This is a genomic window from Kitasatospora sp. NPDC091335, assembly GCF_044757205.1.
Lineage (GTDB): Bacteria > Actinomycetota > Actinomycetes > Streptomycetales > Streptomycetaceae > Kitasatospora.
In genome coordinates, this window is the sequence record NZ_JBIVUM010000015.1 from 55,295 (window position 1) to 69,981 (window position 14,687).

Annotated in this window: 17 protein-coding genes; 8 read left to right on the top strand and 9 right to left on the bottom strand. The window is 71.4% G+C overall.

The window, feature by feature from the left end; genetic code table 11:
- Nucleotides 1-20: 20 nt before the first annotated feature.
- The 3 genes from ACIQOW_RS27805 to ACIQOW_RS27815 form a co-directional block, all read right to left on the bottom strand.
- Nucleotides 21-1,334 (bottom strand): UDP-glucose dehydrogenase family protein, encoded by a 1,314-nt coding sequence (locus ACIQOW_RS27805; protein ID WP_401089402.1) that lies wholly within the window; start codon nucleotides 1,332-1,334, stop codon nucleotides 21-23.
- A 67-nt stretch (nucleotides 1,335-1,401) separates the two neighbouring features.
- The gene (locus tag ACIQOW_RS27810) at nucleotides 1,402-1,842 is read right to left on the bottom strand and encodes an NUDIX domain-containing protein (protein ID WP_401089403.1); all 441 of its coding nucleotides are present in this window, start codon (nucleotides 1,840-1,842) and stop codon (nucleotides 1,402-1,404) included.
- Nucleotides 1,843-1,870: 28 nt separating this feature from the next.
- Nucleotides 1,871-3,637, bottom strand: coding sequence for an asparagine synthetase B family protein (locus ACIQOW_RS27815; protein WP_401089404.1), 1,767 nt, complete (start codon nucleotides 3,635-3,637; stop codon nucleotides 1,871-1,873).
- A 270-nt stretch (nucleotides 3,638-3,907) separates the two neighbouring features.
- On the opposite strand from ACIQOW_RS27815, the gene ACIQOW_RS27820 reads away from it, so the two are divergent.
- On the top strand, nucleotides 3,908-5,299 hold the full coding sequence (locus ACIQOW_RS27820; protein ID WP_401089405.1) for a sporulation protein: 1,392 nt from the start codon (nucleotides 3,908-3,910) through the stop codon (nucleotides 5,297-5,299).
- Nucleotides 5,300-5,468: 169 nt separating this feature from the next.
- Here ACIQOW_RS27820 and ACIQOW_RS27825 read toward each other — a convergent pair whose 3' ends face one another.
- From ACIQOW_RS27825 to ACIQOW_RS27845, 5 genes are all read right to left on the bottom strand, one after another.
- Nucleotides 5,469-5,840: a hypothetical protein gene (locus ACIQOW_RS27825; protein ID WP_401089407.1), complete on the bottom strand. Its 372-nt coding sequence runs from the start codon at nucleotides 5,838-5,840 to the stop codon at nucleotides 5,469-5,471.
- A gap of 121 nt (nucleotides 5,841-5,961) precedes the next feature.
- Nucleotides 5,962-6,489 carry an RICIN domain-containing protein gene (locus ACIQOW_RS27830; RefSeq protein WP_401089409.1) on the bottom strand — a complete coding sequence of 176 codons (528 nt, stop codon included), beginning with the start codon at nucleotides 6,487-6,489 and terminating at the stop codon, nucleotides 5,962-5,964.
- A 530-nt stretch (nucleotides 6,490-7,019) separates the two neighbouring features.
- A complete protein-coding gene (locus ACIQOW_RS27835; RefSeq protein ID WP_401089708.1) occupies nucleotides 7,020-8,570 on the bottom strand; it encodes a M4 family metallopeptidase in 1,551 nt (516 codons plus the stop codon).
- A gap of 356 nt (nucleotides 8,571-8,926) precedes the next feature.
- The gene (locus ACIQOW_RS27840) at nucleotides 8,927-9,202 is read right to left on the bottom strand and encodes a hypothetical protein (RefSeq protein ID WP_401089411.1); all 276 of its coding nucleotides are present in this window, start codon (nucleotides 9,200-9,202) and stop codon (nucleotides 8,927-8,929) included.
- The gene (locus tag ACIQOW_RS27845) at nucleotides 9,199-9,591 is read right to left on the bottom strand and encodes an ATP-binding protein (RefSeq protein ID WP_401089413.1); all 393 of its coding nucleotides are present in this window, start codon (nucleotides 9,589-9,591) and stop codon (nucleotides 9,199-9,201) included. Before ACIQOW_RS27845 ends, ACIQOW_RS27840 begins: the two co-directional genes overlap by 4 nt.
- 248 nt (nucleotides 9,592-9,839) lie before the next feature.
- On the opposite strand from ACIQOW_RS27845, the gene ACIQOW_RS27850 reads away from it, so the two are divergent.
- From ACIQOW_RS27850 to ACIQOW_RS27875, 6 genes are all read left to right on the top strand, one after another.
- Nucleotides 9,840-10,679, top strand: coding sequence for a helix-turn-helix domain-containing protein (locus tag ACIQOW_RS27850; protein ID WP_401089415.1), 840 nt, complete (start codon nucleotides 9,840-9,842; stop codon nucleotides 10,677-10,679).
- A gap of 10 nt (nucleotides 10,680-10,689) precedes the next feature.
- Nucleotides 10,690-10,893, top strand: coding sequence for a DUF397 domain-containing protein (locus ACIQOW_RS27855; RefSeq protein WP_401089417.1), 204 nt, complete (start codon nucleotides 10,690-10,692; stop codon nucleotides 10,891-10,893).
- Between the two features lie 108 nt (nucleotides 10,894-11,001).
- Nucleotides 11,002-11,211 (top strand): DUF397 domain-containing protein, encoded by a 210-nt coding sequence (locus tag ACIQOW_RS27860; protein ID WP_401089419.1) that lies wholly within the window; start codon nucleotides 11,002-11,004, stop codon nucleotides 11,209-11,211.
- Nucleotides 11,212-11,284: 73 nt separating this feature from the next.
- Entirely contained in the window at nucleotides 11,285-11,485 is a 201-nt protein-coding gene (locus ACIQOW_RS27865) for a DUF397 domain-containing protein (RefSeq protein WP_401089420.1), read from the top strand.
- A gap of 264 nt (nucleotides 11,486-11,749) precedes the next feature.
- On the top strand, nucleotides 11,750-11,983 hold the full coding sequence (locus ACIQOW_RS27870; protein ID WP_401089422.1) for a hypothetical protein: 234 nt from the start codon (nucleotides 11,750-11,752) through the stop codon (nucleotides 11,981-11,983).
- Between the two features lie 72 nt (nucleotides 11,984-12,055).
- The gene (locus tag ACIQOW_RS27875; RefSeq protein ID WP_401089424.1) at nucleotides 12,056-12,712 is read left to right on the top strand and encodes a class I SAM-dependent methyltransferase; all 657 of its coding nucleotides are present in this window, start codon (nucleotides 12,056-12,058) and stop codon (nucleotides 12,710-12,712) included.
- Here ACIQOW_RS27875 and ACIQOW_RS27880 read toward each other — a convergent pair.
- A complete protein-coding gene (locus ACIQOW_RS27880) occupies nucleotides 12,688-13,482 on the bottom strand; it encodes a helix-turn-helix domain-containing protein (RefSeq protein ID WP_401089426.1) in 795 nt (264 codons plus the stop codon). The two genes, ACIQOW_RS27875 and ACIQOW_RS27880, sit on opposite strands and share 25 nt — an antisense overlap.
- Before the next feature lie 323 nt (nucleotides 13,483-13,805).
- Here ACIQOW_RS27880 and ACIQOW_RS27885 point away from each other — a divergent pair, with 323 nt between their 5' ends.
- Nucleotides 13,806-14,645, top strand: coding sequence for a hypothetical protein (locus tag ACIQOW_RS27885; RefSeq protein ID WP_401089428.1), 840 nt, complete (start codon nucleotides 13,806-13,808; stop codon nucleotides 14,643-14,645).
- Nucleotides 14,646-14,687: the final 42 nt, after the last annotated feature.

The following is a 14,687-nucleotide window of genomic DNA, read 5'->3' on the forward strand; positions in this document are numbered from 1 at the left end:
GTGCCGTGCGGCCGGTGCTGTCAGGGGCGGCCGAGGGCGCGGAAGGTCCAGCCGGCCGCGCGCCAGCGGTTCGCGTTGAGGGTGCCGCGGGCGTCGAGGACCTTGGGGACGGCGATGTGCTGGGCGAGTTCGGCCGGGTCGGTGTCGGAGTACTGGGGCCAGTCGGTCAGGTGCAGCAGCAGCCCGGCGCCGGTGACGGCCTGGGTGGGGTCGTCGGCGTAGTCGAGCCGGGGGTAGGCCCTTCGGGCGTTCTCCATCGCGGCGGGGTCGTGGACGGTGACCTCGGCGCCGGCCCGCTGGAGGGCGTCCGCGACGGCCAGGGCCGGGGAGTCGCGGATGTCGTCGGTGTGGGCTTTGAAGGCGGCGCCCCAGACGGCGATCCGCTTGCCGGCCAGGGTGCCGCCGAGGGCTTCGCGGGCGAGGTCGACGGTGTGCTCGCGCCGGCGCCGGTTGATCGCCGCGACCTGGCGCAGGAGGCCGGTGTCGGCGCCGAGTTCTTCGGCGCGGTAGGTGAAGCCGGCCAGGTCCTTGGGCAGGCAGCCGCCGCCGAACCCGAGACCGGGCCGCATGCCCTTGGCACCGATCCGGTGGTCGTAGCCCAGGGCGAGGGCGACCTGCTGGACATCGGCGCCGGCCAGTTCGCAGAGCTCGGCCATCGCGTTGATGAAGGAGATCTTGGTGGCGAGGAAGGCGTTCGCGGCGCCCTTGATCAGCTCGGAGGTCGCGATGTCGGTGACGATCAGCGGCGAGCCCTTGGCCAGGATGTCGGCATAGACCCTCCGGAAGATGGCCTCGCTGCTGGTGTCGCCGTCCTCGATGCCGAGGACGATCCGGTCCGGCTCCAGGGTGTCCAGGACGGCGAACGACTCGCGCAGGAACTCCGGCGACCAGGCCAGGCCGACGCTCGCGCCGGTGTGGACGTGCTCGTCCAGGGTCTGCCTCAGCTCAGCGACGGTGCCGGCCGGGACGGTCGACTTGCCGACGATCAGCGCGCCGTCCCCGAGTCGAGGGGCCAGGCGGCGGACGGCGGTGTGGAGGTGGGTGAGGTCGTAGGCGCTGCTGCCGTCCTGCTGCGGGGTGCCGACGCCCAGGAAGTGGACGTCGGCGAAGGCGGCGGCCTCGGCGTAGGAGACGGTGAAACTGAGCTGTCCGGTGGCGGTGTGCTTGGCGAGCAGGTCGTCCAGGCCACGTTCGACGAACGGGGCCTGGCCCTTGTTCAGCGCGTCGACCTTGTCGGTGTCGGTGTCCATGCCGAGGACCTGGTGGCCGAGCTCGGCCATCGCGGCGGCGTGGGTCGCGCCGAGGTAGCCGCAGCCGATCACGGTGAGCTTCACGAACGTGTCCTTCCGAGGGGGCGGGTCGGCGACCCGGCCGGGCCCCGCCCCCTCGGGGACGGGGGCGTCAGGTGCCGGGGCGGGCGGCCAGGAAACGGTGGATGCCGTCGCGGATGAACGGCGGGATGGTCAGAACGGGCAGGTGCTCGGGGGCGAAGAACTGGAGCTTGACGCCCTCGGCCAGCGGCAGCGCGGTCTCGTCGCCGTCCCAGGAGCCGGCGAAGAAGGTGATGACCTGACCCGAGCCGTGGACGTCCCGGGTCTCGAACAGCTCGGCCGGGCCGCCGTCGACGGCCAGGCCGGCTTCCTCGTCGAGCTCGCGGACGATCGCGTCGGCCGGGCTCTCGCCGGGGTCGCAACCGCCTCCCAGGAGGCTCCAGTGCCGGGGCCAGGCGATGCCGTCGAGGTCGTCGCGCAGGTGCAGGAGGAACTCGCCGCGCCGGTTGGTGATGATCGCGACCGCTCCGCGCGGCTCGGCGGCGGCCGGGTTCGGGGGAAGGATGTCCATGTGCTCACCGTAGTAAGCCGACGGCGCGTCATGCGGCGGCCGTGAGGGTGTGGTCGGAGAACCAGGCTGCGGCCATCAGCGCCTGCATCCGGGTGCGATCGAACCGGCCCCCGGGCTTCAGACCGCCGGCCAGCAGCGGCCGCAGCGAGACGGGGGCCTGGTCGAGCGCGGTGGAGATCTTCGCAGTCGCCCAGTGCTCCAGCGGGCCGGACAGCCAGCTCGGGACCGGTGAGGCGAAACCGAGCTTGTCTCGGCTGCCCCAGACCTCCCGGGGCAGCCCGAGCGCCCTGGCGGCGTCCCGCAGGATCCGCTTGCCCCCGGCCGGGTCGGCGATCTTGTGCTCGACCGGCAGCCGGTAGGAGAACTCGACCAAGTCCCGCGCCAGGAACGGCGAGCGCCGCTCCAGCGCGAACGCGGAGGCCAGCTTGTCCGAGGTCATCACCAGCGGGCGCCAGGCCGTGGCCAGGTCCGCCAGCGTCAGCCCGCGGGCCAGGTCGCCGTCGGCCCGGCGAAGGGCGTCAGCGACGACTTCCCGGACCCGGCCGTCGGGGTCCGATCCGCGCAGGATCAGGCGGACGATCGCCTCGGACGGCTCCAGCGGGCCGCCGTCCCCGTTCAGGAGCTTGGAGGCCAGCGGCCGGTAGGCATCCAGCCCGGCGCCGAGCACCGCCTCCGGCCCGAAGAGGACGAGCGCGTGACGGACGTAGCCCATCAGGAACTCGTCCGGCCCCAGCCCGCCGACGACGACGCGGATGCCTCGCTCGGCGACCGCCCGGTAGGCCATGTGCTCGGAGAACGTGGACGCGTTGCCCATCGGGTAGTCCAGCGCGTGCGTGATCTCCGGCAGCGTGCGGGCGAAGTCGGCGGCGGTCGGCTCGATGACCAGCAGCTCGGCGCCGATGTCCCGCGCGACGACGGCCGCGGTCGCGGACTCGTCCAGCCGGTCCTGGCCGGGGTAGCGGACCGTGACGCAGACCTGCGGGCGCATCAGGTAGGCCAGGACCGAGGAGTCCAGCCCGCCCGACAGCAGCAGCGCGAAGTCGGTGCCAGGGGCCCGCATCGGGATCCGGTCCGCCAGCAGGGTCGAGAACCGGGCGAGCGCCGTCCTGTAGTCGCCCTGCCAGGGTTCCAGGCCCTCCAGGGACCACCAGGTCCGCTGGGCCAGGGAGCCGGTGGCGACGTCGAAGGCGAGAAGCCCGGCGGGCGGCAGCAGTTGGATGCCCTGGAACGGGGTGTCGGCGCCGGTGGGCGTCTCGATGGACAGCATCTCGGGGCGGACGACCAGCGGGGCGGTGCCGTAGCCGGTGAGGGTGGTGACCTCGGAGGCGAACGCGAGGCGTCCGCCGTCCAGGCGCCAGTAGAGGGGCTTCTCGCCGAGCCGGTCCCGGGCCAGGAACAGCCGGCCCTCGCGCGGGTCGTAGGCGGCGAGGGCGAACATGCCGTCCAGGCCGGCGAGGCAGCCGGGGCCGAGCTTGGCCCAGGCCCGCAGGACCAGGTGGGCGTCGGTCTCGCCGGGCTCCAGCTGGATGCCCCAGGCCGCGGCTGCCTGCCGGTAGTTGTAGATCTCGCCGTTGAAGGTGAGGACGATGCCGCTGGCCGGGTCCTGGTAGGGGCCGGGCTGGGCGGCGGTGTCGACGATCAGCAGGGTGTTCATGGACACCACCGCCCGGCCGTCGGCCGAGGTGAGGTGCCGGGTGCCGTCCGGGCCGCGATGGTGCTGGGCCATGCCCATCGCCGCGACCGTGGTCTCGTGGCGGGCGGCGTCCGCGCCGGCCAGTCCTGCGATTCCGCACATCTGGTTGTCACCCCCGAGCGTGAATCGGTGGCGGCCCCCGCCGGAAGGTTTGTGGTCCGTCCCGGCGGAGGCCCGGGGCATCAGACAACCGCGTCCGCCGAGGCCCGGGGCAGGGCTCGCAAGGGGGCTCACAACTCGCGAAAGCGATTCACCGTGAGCGGCGAAGGCAATACCCTCGGTGATCCGGCCGCGGTGCCGGATGTACGACTTCTCGTGCCCAGTCGCGTACGACTCCCCGGACCCAGCCGGGGACCGATTGAGGGGGACGCTGTGGCGTCGACCACCCGCCGGGCCAAGCCGCCGAACGAGGCTCTGGCCCGGATGATCGACAAGTGTGAGGGGGCCAGCCACAAATCGCTGGCCCTGCGCGTGAACCAGCTCGCCCATGAGGCCGGGCTGACCACCACGTATACGCATACCTCGGTCGCGAACTGGTGCCGCCGGGGCATGGTCCCGGAATGGCCGGTGCCCAGGCTGCTGGCTCAGGCGATCGGTGAACGGCTGGGGCGGCCGGTGCAGTTGGCGGAGATCGGCATGGCGGATGCCGAGACGCCGGACGCCGCGGTGGGGTTGGATTTCCCGCGAGACCCCGCCGACGCCGTGCGCGTCGCCACTTCGTTCTGGAGTTCCGTGAACCGCCGCGACTTCCTCACCGGAACGGGCTTCGCCGTCTCCGCGTTCACCACTCCGGTCACCCGGTGGCTGGTCACTCCGGCCGACGAGACCGCCGCCTACCGCGGCCGCGGCCGGGTCGGCGCCGCCGACCTCACCGAACTGCGGGAGGCCGCTGACGACGCCCGGCGCTGGGACTCGAAATACGGTGGCGGGAACTGGAAGGCCAACTCCGTCACCGCCTGTTTGCAGGAACGGGCGGTGCCGCTGCTGAACGGCTCGTTCAGCGACGACGTCGGCCGCCGCCTGTTCTCGGTGACCGCCGAACTGTCGCGGCTGGCCGGCTGGACCGCCTTCGACGTCGGCCAGCACGACGCCGCCCAGCGGCACTTCATCCAGGCCCTCCGCCTCGCCCGGGCCGGCGGCGACATCGAGCTCGGCTGCTATGTGCTGACCACGATGGCGATGCAGACCCTGCTGCGGGGCTTCGCCAGCGAGGCCATCGACATGACCCAGGGCGCCTTCGAGCGGGCCAAGGGCCATGCCGCCCCGAGGGTGCTCGCGTTCACCAAACTCATCGAGGCCCGCGCTCACGCCCGCGACGACAACGCCCGGGCCGCCTCGGCGGCGCTGGCCGCCTCGGAGAGCCTGCTCGACCGGGCCCGCGACGGCGCCGGCGACCCCGCTTGGATCGACTTCTATCACCATGCCCGGCTCTCCGCCGACGCCGCCGAGGTCTTCCGCGACCTCAAGAACCCCAAGGCCGCCCTGGCCTGGAACGCGCAGGCCGCCGCCATGCCGACCGGCTTGTTCACCCGCTCCGTCGGCATACGCCTGGCGATCGTCGGGACCGCCCATCTCCAGGGCCGCGACCTCGACCAGGGGCTCGCGCTCGGCCACCAGGCCGTCGACGTCCTCGCCCGCGTCCAGTCGAGCCGGGCCCTGGACTACGTCCGCGAGTTCAACACCGCCCTGGCCCCCTGGCGGCGGGAGAGCGCCGTGCGCGACTTCCTGCACCGAACCCGTACCGAACTCGGCATGGCGGCCTGACGCCTGAACGCGGCCGATCGGTTCCTCCCCTGAAAGGGCCGGCCGGCCGCCGGGCTCACGACGGGCCCATGCGAGGTGAATGCGGGCACACGCTCTGTAACCACGGTCCGGCCCCTGGGCACCCAGAAAACGCGCCAGCCAGTCATGTTCAACCCCTCCAACTCTGGCTTCAACATGTCGATTCAATAGGGAAGACGTCCCAGGCGGGCAGCGGCTGGTGCCGGGCGGTGTTTTCCAGGCTGGCCCGTAAACGGCCGCGGGGCGTGGAACGGATCCGGTCGATCAGCTCGGCGGGGGTCGGGGCGTTCGCGCCGCTCAGGAAGTCGGTGATCCGCCCGCGCGGGGGCATGAGGGCGAAGACCATCCGCGAGGCGGGGTGCAGGGCGGACAGGGTGCGGTGGCGCCAGGCCCCGAGCCGTACCGGATGCGTGCGTTCCTGGAGCTGCCGGGCCGCGGTGCTCAGCTCGATGCAGGGCGCGGGTCTGTCGGAGACGCGGGTCCGCGCGAGGTCCTCCACGGTGAAGTGAATGCGTAACGGCACGTCATCGCCCTCTCCCGAAGCCTGACGGTCCATCCTCGCCGAGAGCGGGCACGCGGGCCAGGGGGGAGGCTGCCGCACCGGCCGCCCTCGCCGGCCGGGCGTGCGGCACGAACGTCCTTGATTACTTCACGGACCGGATGGACCACTGCTGGATTTCCGCCGCCGTATAGGGCCGGAGAACGACCTGGTTGCTGCCGGCCTGCGCGCCCCCGGTGAGGGCGAGGGAACCGTGGGCCGGGGGTGAGATCTCGACCTGGCTGGACGTCACGTCATGCACGTCCCACCGCTGGTTCGGGTTGTTCTTGTCGCAGGTCTGCACGGTGACGGGGTCCAGGGTGTCGTCCGGCGCGGTCAGGCACGTGCCCGTCGCCCTGTTCTTGATGACCGGCAGCCCGCCGTCGGCGCTCAGGCTCCACTGTTGGCGTTCGCTCGCGGGGTCGGGCGTGGACACGACGACTCTGCCGCTGCTGTCGACGTCCAGGTTCCTGGCCGGGAGGTTGGGCGGCGGCCAGATGCTGAACCGGCGCCATTCCTCGGTCTGGAGGGACGGCAGGGTGGTCTGCGGGGCGACTGCCATGGCCAGGCCGGGAGTGCCGGCCAGCAGTACGGCGGTGACGGCCGCGGTCGCGATGCGCCTGGCAGGAGACATGGGCGTCACTCTCATGTGCTCTCCCTTGTGGGATGTCCGAGAGGTGTGCGGGCTCTTCCGTGGATGGCGTCGGAAGCGCTGCGGGCCGTGGGCGGCGCCGGTGGGTTGCCCGGGCGGGCGGATCGCTGACCGCCCGGGCCCGGCGGGCACGGAGATGCTTCGTGCCCACTCGACCAGGCTGGCCAGCTGCCCGGCCGCCCGCAGCTCCGGCGGAACTCGCAGGTCACGGGCGTGCGGGCGGGCGTGGTGTCGCTGCGGTCCGGTCGTCCGGCCCCGTCGGACGCCCCGGCCGCCGTGTTCGGGGCGCGGGGGTGCCGGGCGGTGCCCACGCGCGCTTGACCGTCCGGGCCCGCCGTCAGGTGACCACCGGCCCGGTGCCCCCGCGGACGATCCACAGCGACCGCCTGCCCCGTCATCGTCGGTCTCACGGACCCGTGCGCGTTCAGCCGCGTGGTCGTTCCGTGCGCCCGGTTGCCACCTGGGGCAACCGGGCGCACGTCACAACGGGGAGAACGCGGCCTGATGCGGCGCTAGTTGACGCTGACGGCGCTCCAGGCCGCGGCGACCGCCTTGTACTCGGCGCTGTTGACCTTGTACAGGTCACTGGCGGCGTTGAGGGAGGCGGTGCGGGCGTCCTTGTAGGTGGTGGTGGAGGTCATGTAGACGGTCAGCGCGCGGTACCAGATCCTGGCGACCTTGGTGTTGCCGATGCCGGCCACCGTGGAGCCGTTGCAGGTGGGGCTGTTGTAGGTGACGCCGTTGACGGTCTTGCTGCCGCTGCCCTCGCTGGCCAGGTAGAACCAGTGGTTGCCGACGCCGGAGGAGAAGTGCACGTCGAGGCTGCCGACGCCGCTGCTCCAGCAGTCGGCCGAGCGGCCGTCCAGCGAGGGCTTGTCGAAGCGGCGCAGCCACGGCGGGGTGGACTGGTCGCTGAACAGGTAGTCGGGAGTGTCGATCGGGTTGTCGGCGTACCACTCGACCATGGTGCCGAAGATGTCGCTGGTGGACTCGTTGAGGCCGCCGGACTCGCCGCTGTAGCGCAGGTTGGCGGTGGCGCTGGTGACGCCGTGGGTCATCTCGTGGCCCATGGTGTCGAGGTCGACCTGCTCCGGGTCCTTGGTGCCGTTGCCGTCGCCGGTGAGCATGCAGAAGCAGTCGTCGGACCACTGGGCGTTGTCCCACTTGGTGCCGACGTGGACGAAGACGGTGGCGGCCTTGCCGTCGTTCTTGATGCCGTTGCGGCCGTGGACGTTCTTGTAGTAGTCGTACGTCCAGGCGGTGTTGGCGTGGGCGTCGACGGCGGCGGTGGAGCGGTCGGTGGAGAACTTCTTCCCGTCGCCCCAGACGTTGGTGGTGCTGGTGAACGTGGTGCCGGAGCTCGCGTCGCTGGGGTCGGAGTTGTTGGCGTCCTTGGTGACGTGGCCGCGCACCGGGTCGGTGAGCGTGTAGCCGCCGCCGACCGGGGTGGTGTCGATGGTGACCTTGCCGGTGTACTCGGAGTTGCCGGTGCCGGCCGCCTGGTGCCCGGCGTCGTAGGCCTCGATCCGCTCGCCGGTGACGGCGTCGGTGACGACGACCCGCCCGGCGGGCTGGCCGTGGTCGCCGCTGCCCCGGACGGTGGTGCGCCAGGCGAGGCGGGGGGTTCCGTCGGCGGCCCAGACGACCAACTCGGGGGTGCTGACGGCGTTCTGGATGCCGGGGGAGGCGGAGAGCGCGTTCGCGGCGCCGGTCTGTGCGGGCACCACGGGGACGGTGGACTTCAGGGACGGGTCGTGGGCGGCCGCGCGGGAGGAGTCCTCGAACCGGCCGCGGGCGTCCTGGTGGACGACGAGGTCGCCGCCGACCACCGGCAGGCCCTGGAAGGTGCGGTCGAAGCGGACGTGCGAGGCGCCGTCGGCGTCGAGGACGACGTCCTTGGGCACGAGGTCCTGGCTCGGGCCGAAGCCGAACACCCCGGCGTTGTGGGCGACGTTGGCGCGGGCCTGGGTGACCGCCGTCTCCCGCTTGCCGGGGGCGGCGGAGGCGGAGACCGCGGTGGTGGGGATCGCGACGGCGGCGACGGCGGCGACCGCCACGGCCATGGCCGCGAGGGGGCGGCGGGAGAAGGGGGTGGTGCTCACTCTGGCTCCAGGGGGTAGCGGTGCGGCGAGAAGAGCTACCACCGAGGTTGGCGACGGACCGTCAGGCATGGCCAGGGGAACGGACATAACGTTGCCAAGTTGTGCTTTTCTGTCCAAAGTTATGGAACGTCGCACATCAGCCCATTGCTTCCGTCGTGGCGATCGAGCGTCGCAGGCCGGGTTCTCGTCCCTGTGCCGGAGGAAGACGGGCGGGAGGGCAAGGGGCGTGAGAAGTCGGATGGGCCGACTTCTCACGCGAAGGGGGCGGAGCGGGGCGTGGACGGGCCGGGGCGGGCGTCAGCTCCGGACGCGGTGGATCACGTGGGCTCCCGGGTGGGGTTGGCCCAGCTGATGCGGAGTTCGCGGTCGCCGAGGGGGAGGACGAGGACGGGGGCGCCGGCGAGGTCGCGCAGGATGTCGCGCCGGGCGCAGGGGCCGGTGAGGCGGCGCTCCAGGGCGTAGTGCTGGAAGCGGGACATCGGGAGGTGGCAGACCGAGGCCCAGATCCGTTCGAGGGCGTCGGCGTTGAGGGTGTGGACGGTGGGCGGGCGGAGGTCCGGGACCTCCACGAGGATGTCGTGGTCGGCCCTCATGCGGTCAGCTCCGACCAGACGATCTTGCCGGTGTGCTCGCGTGGAGAGCAACCGGTGTGGGCGGAGAGGGACTTGACGAGATGGAGGCCGCGCCCGGCCTCGCTGTCGAGGGTGAGCGCGCGCAGGACGGGCTCGCGGTTGCGCCGGGCGTCGTGCACCTCGATGCGCAGGCGGGCGGGGTCGAGGTCGAGGGAGAGGTAGATGCGGTGGCCGGGCGGCGTGCCGTGCACCAGGGCGTTGGTGACGAGCTCCGAGACGATCAGGAGCCCGGAGTCGCGGTAGAACTCCCCGCCCGGGGCGGAGGCGAGGAGGGAGGCGAGGAGGGAGCGCCCCTCGGAGGGCGCGCGGCGGCTGCGCGGCAGCCACGTGGTGGAGCAGTTGGAGGACATGGTGAATCCACCTTCCGGGCACGGAGTTTGAAGCCATGCGGAAGCCGGGCGGAGGCATGGGGATGCCCGGCAGCAGGCCGGTCATGGTCACTCAGGAGACCTGAAGCGCTACTCCCTGTAGCATGCTCTGCAATAGCTCCATTACGCAAGCGCACTCTCGCGCAATTGCGTGGCGACGCAAGATTCTTGTGATCTCCGAGGGAGGTGGCAGACTGTGACCCGACGTCAACCAAGAGGGAGCGACGAGCGTGGACAGTCCAACCGTGCTGCGCCGTAGGCTCGGCTCCGAGCTGCGACGATTGCGCGAACGGACCGGGCGTCAGGCCAAGTCCGTTGCGGACGAACTCGGCTTCAGCGCAACCAAGGTGTCGCGGATCGAGTCAGGCCAGACGACCCTCAAGGAATCCGACGTTCGTGCGATGCTCGAACTGTACGGCGTCGATGATGAAGCCGAGTTGCGGCAGTTCATCTCCCTGACCCGCCGCAGCACGCAGCGCGGTTGGTGGCATGACTACGCGGACACGCTGCCGGACTGGTTCCAGACCTATGTGGGGCTTGAGGCCGATGCCGCGCGGATTCGTGGCTACGAGGTCGAGTTGGTTCCTGGTCTGCTCCAGACAGCGGACTACGCCCGGGCCATGTTTCGTGTCTCGCCTACTGGGATGAGCAAGGAAGAGATCGAACGCCGGGTCAAACTGCGTATCCAGCGACAGGAGGTCTTTCGCCGGGCGATAGCGCCTGATGTGAAGGTCATCCTGAACGAATCAGCCCTTCGTAGGCCAGTCGGTGGACCCGACGTCATGCATAGCCAGGTGGGGCACCTTCTCGCGCTCTCGGAGAATCCCTGCATCACGATCCAGGTTCTCCCGTTCAGCCATGGCCCCCACCCCTCCATGAGCTCGGCGTTCCACATCCTCTCCTTCGCCGATGTGCCGGGCGACATCGTCTACGTCGAGGCGTTGACGAGCAGCCTCTACCTGGAGAAGGCCGAGGACATCGCCCATCATGAGCTGGTATTCGATCAGCTCACAGCTGCCGCGATGAGCCCGGACGACTCCCGGGCTTGGATGCAAAAGTTGGCAACCTAGGGGTACGGACATGACGATTGAATTGACCTGGCAGAAGAGCAGCTACAGCGGCAGTGAGGGCGGTAACTGTATCGAAATCGCCACCGGGCTTCCGGACTCCATTCCCGTCCGTGACAGCAAGGATCCTCACGGCCCGGCCCTCGCTTTCACCCCCGAGGCCTGGCGAGCCTTCATTGCCGGCATCCAGGCCAACGGCTTCCCGATCAACCCCTGAATCGCTCCCCATCGGACGGCCCCGCGCACCACGCGGGGCCGTCCGGCGTGTGAGGTGTGCCGAGAGGGATATCTCCTGGTTGAGGAACACCGCAGAGGAGTACGGAACATGAGAGATCGGCCCGACGAGACCGTCTGGCGCAAGAGCACATACAGCAATGGCCAAGGCGACTGTGTAGAGATAGCCGACGGCTTGGTGGACATGGTCCCTGTCCGTGACGGAAAGGATCCGCAAGGCCCAGCCCTCGCATTCACTCCCGATGCGTGGCGGTCCTTCGTCGCCGGCGTCCGGGTGGGCGACTTCCCGGCAGCCAACTGACTCAGTACCGTGGGCTGCCCCGCGTCGGACGGGGCAGCCCATCACAGGCTGAGAGCTTCGGGAGGTCATCCGCGTGACAGCTGACCTGGCATGGCGCAAGAGCAGCTACAGCAACCCGAACGACAACTGCATCGAGATGGCCGAGGGCATCACCGGCGTGGTTCCGGTTCGGGACAGCAAAGACCCTCACGGCCCTGCTCTCAGCTTCGCCCCTGAGGCATGGCAGTCCTTCGTTGAGGGCATCCGGGCCGACGACTTTCCGGTCGGCCCCTGAAGCCTTCCGGGCGGCCCCGCGCGTGGTGCGGGGCCGCCCGGTGTCACTGGCCGTCGGCGTGCTGGTGCGCGAGAAGTCGGCCCGTCCGACTTCTCGCGCTGGATGGTGAGCGGTAGCCATCGATGAGGTCGCGCGGCCACTCGGCCCGGTGCGTGCGGCGGTGCTGTTCGGGGTCGGGCACCTCGGCAACTGGCTGTTCTTCGACGCGCCCCTGGACAACACGCTGTGGCAGGTGGTGGAGGCCGGTGCGTTCGGCTTCTGCCTGTGCGGCGCGCGCGCCTGTACATCGGGAGCATCTGGCCGCTGGCCCTGGTGCACGCGCTGTCCGACCACCTGGAGATCTACTCGCCCGGGAAGACGGCCGACTGGCTCCAGGCACTGGACGTGGCCGTCGACCTGGGACTGGGGCTGGTCCTGCTGCTCCGGGCCGCTCCCGCTTCCGCCCCCGTTCCTCCTCCTGCCTCTCCTCCGGCAGTCGGCCCTCCCACCCCGTCCTGAAGCGCTCCGCCGTCCGGAGCCGCGAGCGATTCGTTCAAGACCCCGCCCCAACTGCCCGTCCACACTGGCCGCATGACACCGACCGACACCTTCACCCCCGCCGCCGGGCGCTTCGCCCTCGGCCTCTACGACCCCATCGTCTCCCTCACCCGCGAACGCCTCTGGCGCAGCCTGGTGGCCATGCACGTCGCCCCCCGCCCCGACGACGTCATCGTCGACGTCGGCTGCGGCACCGGCTCCCTCGCCGTCCTCCTCGGCCGCGCCGAACCCCGGGCCACCGTCATCGGCGTCGACCCCGACCCCGCCGTGCTGCGCCTGGCCCGCCGCAAGGCCGCCGCGGCCGGCGCCGCCCCCGACTTCCGCACCGGCATGGGCGACGCCGTCGCCGACCTCGTCGGCGACGGAACCGCCGACACCGTCGTCTCCAGCCTCGTCCTCCACCAGTGCCCCCTCCCCGCTAAGCAGGCGATCCTCGCCGCCATGCACCGCACCCTGCGCCCCGGCGGCAAGCTGGTGATCGCCGACTTCGGCAGGCAGCGCACGGCGGCCATGCGGCTGGCCTTCCGGATCGTCCAGTTCGCCGACGGCAAGGAGGACACCCAGCCCAACGCCGACGGCATCCTGCCCCGGCTGATCGCCGAGGCGGGTTTCGAGGGCGTGCGCGAGACGGAGACCGTCGCGACGGTGACCGGCTCGCTGTCCCTCTACACCGCTCGCCGCGCCGCCTGAGCGGCCGGGGCAAAAGCCGAAGCCGACGCCGAGGCCGACGCCGCGTCCCCGGTGCCGCGCAGGGCGGGCAGCACCTGAGTGGGCGTCAGACCGGTCGACTCCCGCATCCAGCGGGTGAAATGGGCCTGGTCGGCGAACCCGCCCGCGAACGCCGCCTCGGCCGGCGAGCACCCCGCACCGAGCGCCAGCGCCGCCCTGGACAGCCGCTGCCAGCTGCGCCAGCGCGCCAGCGGAACCCCCAACTGCCGCTGCGCCAGGGCCCGCAGGCGCGGCGGGGACAGTCCGACGCGCGCGGCGAGGCCCTCCAGCGGCACCTGGTCGTCGGCCAGCGCCGCCAGTGCCGCGCGCAGCCGCGGGTCCAGCCCGGTGGCGGGCAGCCCACCGTGCGACCGTACGTCCCGCTCGGTCAGGCCGTGCCACCACGGGGTGACGGTGACGCCCTCGCCGCACTGCTGCCGCAGCCGGTCGGCGAAGGCGCAGTGCGGGTCGACGTAGAAGACCAGTACCTCCCGGACCGGGGCCATCCGGTGGCGCACCATCGGCGGCACCACGATCGCGGGCCCGCGGTGGCGCCGGCCGTCCGCGTCGTCGATCGTCACCCCGTGGGCGCCCCCGGGTGAGGCTTCACCGGCCACCGCGACGGCGATCTGGAAGGTGGCGTGGCGGTGGAAGGTGCTGTCCGCCAGCGGTCCCCGGTACAGCGCGTACCCGGGGCCGACGGCGAACCGCGGCCGGGCCGGCCGGCAGGTGCCCGATTCTTGTCCGTCCACGTTCCAACCGTAGGCGCAGCCGAAAGGCCGCGTGCCCGATTCACCGCCCCGCCCCTCGGCTCGAAGGACCCCGTGTTCGAATCGATGTGTCGACACTGTGTCATCACCGCAGACCAGCGGCCCATTGCGGTTCGATCACGGCGTGTCCGATTCATCGAACATTGGGTGAGAGTGTGGTGATTAAATGTTTTGGCAGTGGTGTCGACGGGCTCTCATAATTCCTGCCGACACGCGTTGACGGAATGCCCGGAGAACCCGCATGGGGGAGGGGTTCCCGCGAGGGGCCCGCGCGTGAGATTCCGCAATCTTCCTGGGGGATTCCCTTGCCCGAGTCCGACAACGAGAGCGCAGCCGCCGGACCTCCGGCGCCGGTCGCCGAACCGGCCGTCGCCCCGGAGCCTGCCCCGCGCCGGCTGCCGCGCGCGGTCGGCGTCGCGCTGGCCACCGCCGGTCTGCTCGCCGTCACCGCGGCCAGCGCCGCCGTGACCGTCGCCGTCGGCAAGCCCGACGCCCGCCCGGCCGTGGCCGCCACCGGCCCGTCGAAGACGGCCGCGAGCACGAGCGCGAGCGCCCCCGCGAGCGCGACGCCCTCCGCGGTGCCCGTCCCCACGCCCACCGCCGTCCCGGCCGAGCCCGCCCCGGCCAGCACCGTCAAGGGCACCGTCAACGGCGGCAAGCACGAGGGCGACCTGCGCTACTTCCTGCTCCCCATCCCGGCCGGCGGCGAGTCCTACGGACCCGCGGACGGGATGACCATGACCGACGAGGACACCGCCGACCTGTTCGGCAACCAGGACGGCATCATGGACATCCTCAAGTCCTACGGCTACAAGGGCGGCGCGACCCGGATGTACCGGACCGCCGACGGCAAGGCCGAAGTCACCGTCACCCTGCTCAAGCTGGGCTCCACCGCGATGGCCGGCGACTTCGCCAAGAACTACAAGGTCAAGTCGCTGGAACCGTTCGACATCGCCGGCGACTCCGGCGGCCGCGGCTACCTGAAGGCTCCCAAGCAGCAGGCGTACACCGGCTCGATGAGCGGCATCTCCAGCCAGGGCGACGTCCAGTACACGATCGACGTCGACGTGAAGGGGACGCCCGACAAGGCGCTGCTGAACGAGCTGATGAAGCGCCAGCGCGAGTGGCTCACCAACGGCGGCTGAGCCCGGGGCCCCGAAACCCCGTGCCCGTCCGCCCGCGTACCA

What these genes read in the sequence shown, in the direction of transcription:
- ACIQOW_RS27875 (WP_401089424.1), top strand. Translation starts at nt 12,056, where the DNA reads ATGACACCGACCGACACCTTCACCCCCGCCGCCGGGCGCTTCGCCCTC.
- ACIQOW_RS27835 (WP_401089708.1), bottom strand. Translation starts at nt 8,570, where the DNA reads ATGGCCGTGGCGGTCGCCGCCGTCGCCGCCGTCGCGATCCCCACCACC.
- ACIQOW_RS27830 (WP_401089409.1), bottom strand. Translation starts at nt 6,489, where the DNA reads ATGTCTCCTGCCAGGCGCATCGCGACCGCGGCCGTCACCGCCGTACTG.
- ACIQOW_RS27810 (WP_401089403.1), bottom strand. Translation starts at nt 1,842, where the DNA reads ATGGACATCCTTCCCCCGAACCCGGCCGCCGCCGAGCCGCGCGGAGCG.
- ACIQOW_RS27845 (WP_401089413.1), bottom strand. Translation starts at nt 9,591, where the DNA reads ATGTCCTCCAACTGCTCCACCACGTGGCTGCCGCGCAGCCGCCGCGCG.
- ACIQOW_RS27860 (WP_401089419.1), top strand. Translation starts at nt 11,002, where the DNA reads ATGAGAGATCGGCCCGACGAGACCGTCTGGCGCAAGAGCACATACAGC.
- ACIQOW_RS27840 (WP_401089411.1), bottom strand. Translation starts at nt 9,202, where the DNA reads ATGAGGGCCGACCACGACATCCTCGTGGAGGTCCCGGACCTCCGCCCG.
- ACIQOW_RS27855 (WP_401089417.1), top strand. Translation starts at nt 10,690, where the DNA reads ATGACGATTGAATTGACCTGGCAGAAGAGCAGCTACAGCGGCAGTGAG.
- ACIQOW_RS27815 (WP_401089404.1), bottom strand. Translation starts at nt 3,637, where the DNA reads ATGTGCGGAATCGCAGGACTGGCCGGCGCGGACGCCGCCCGCCACGAG.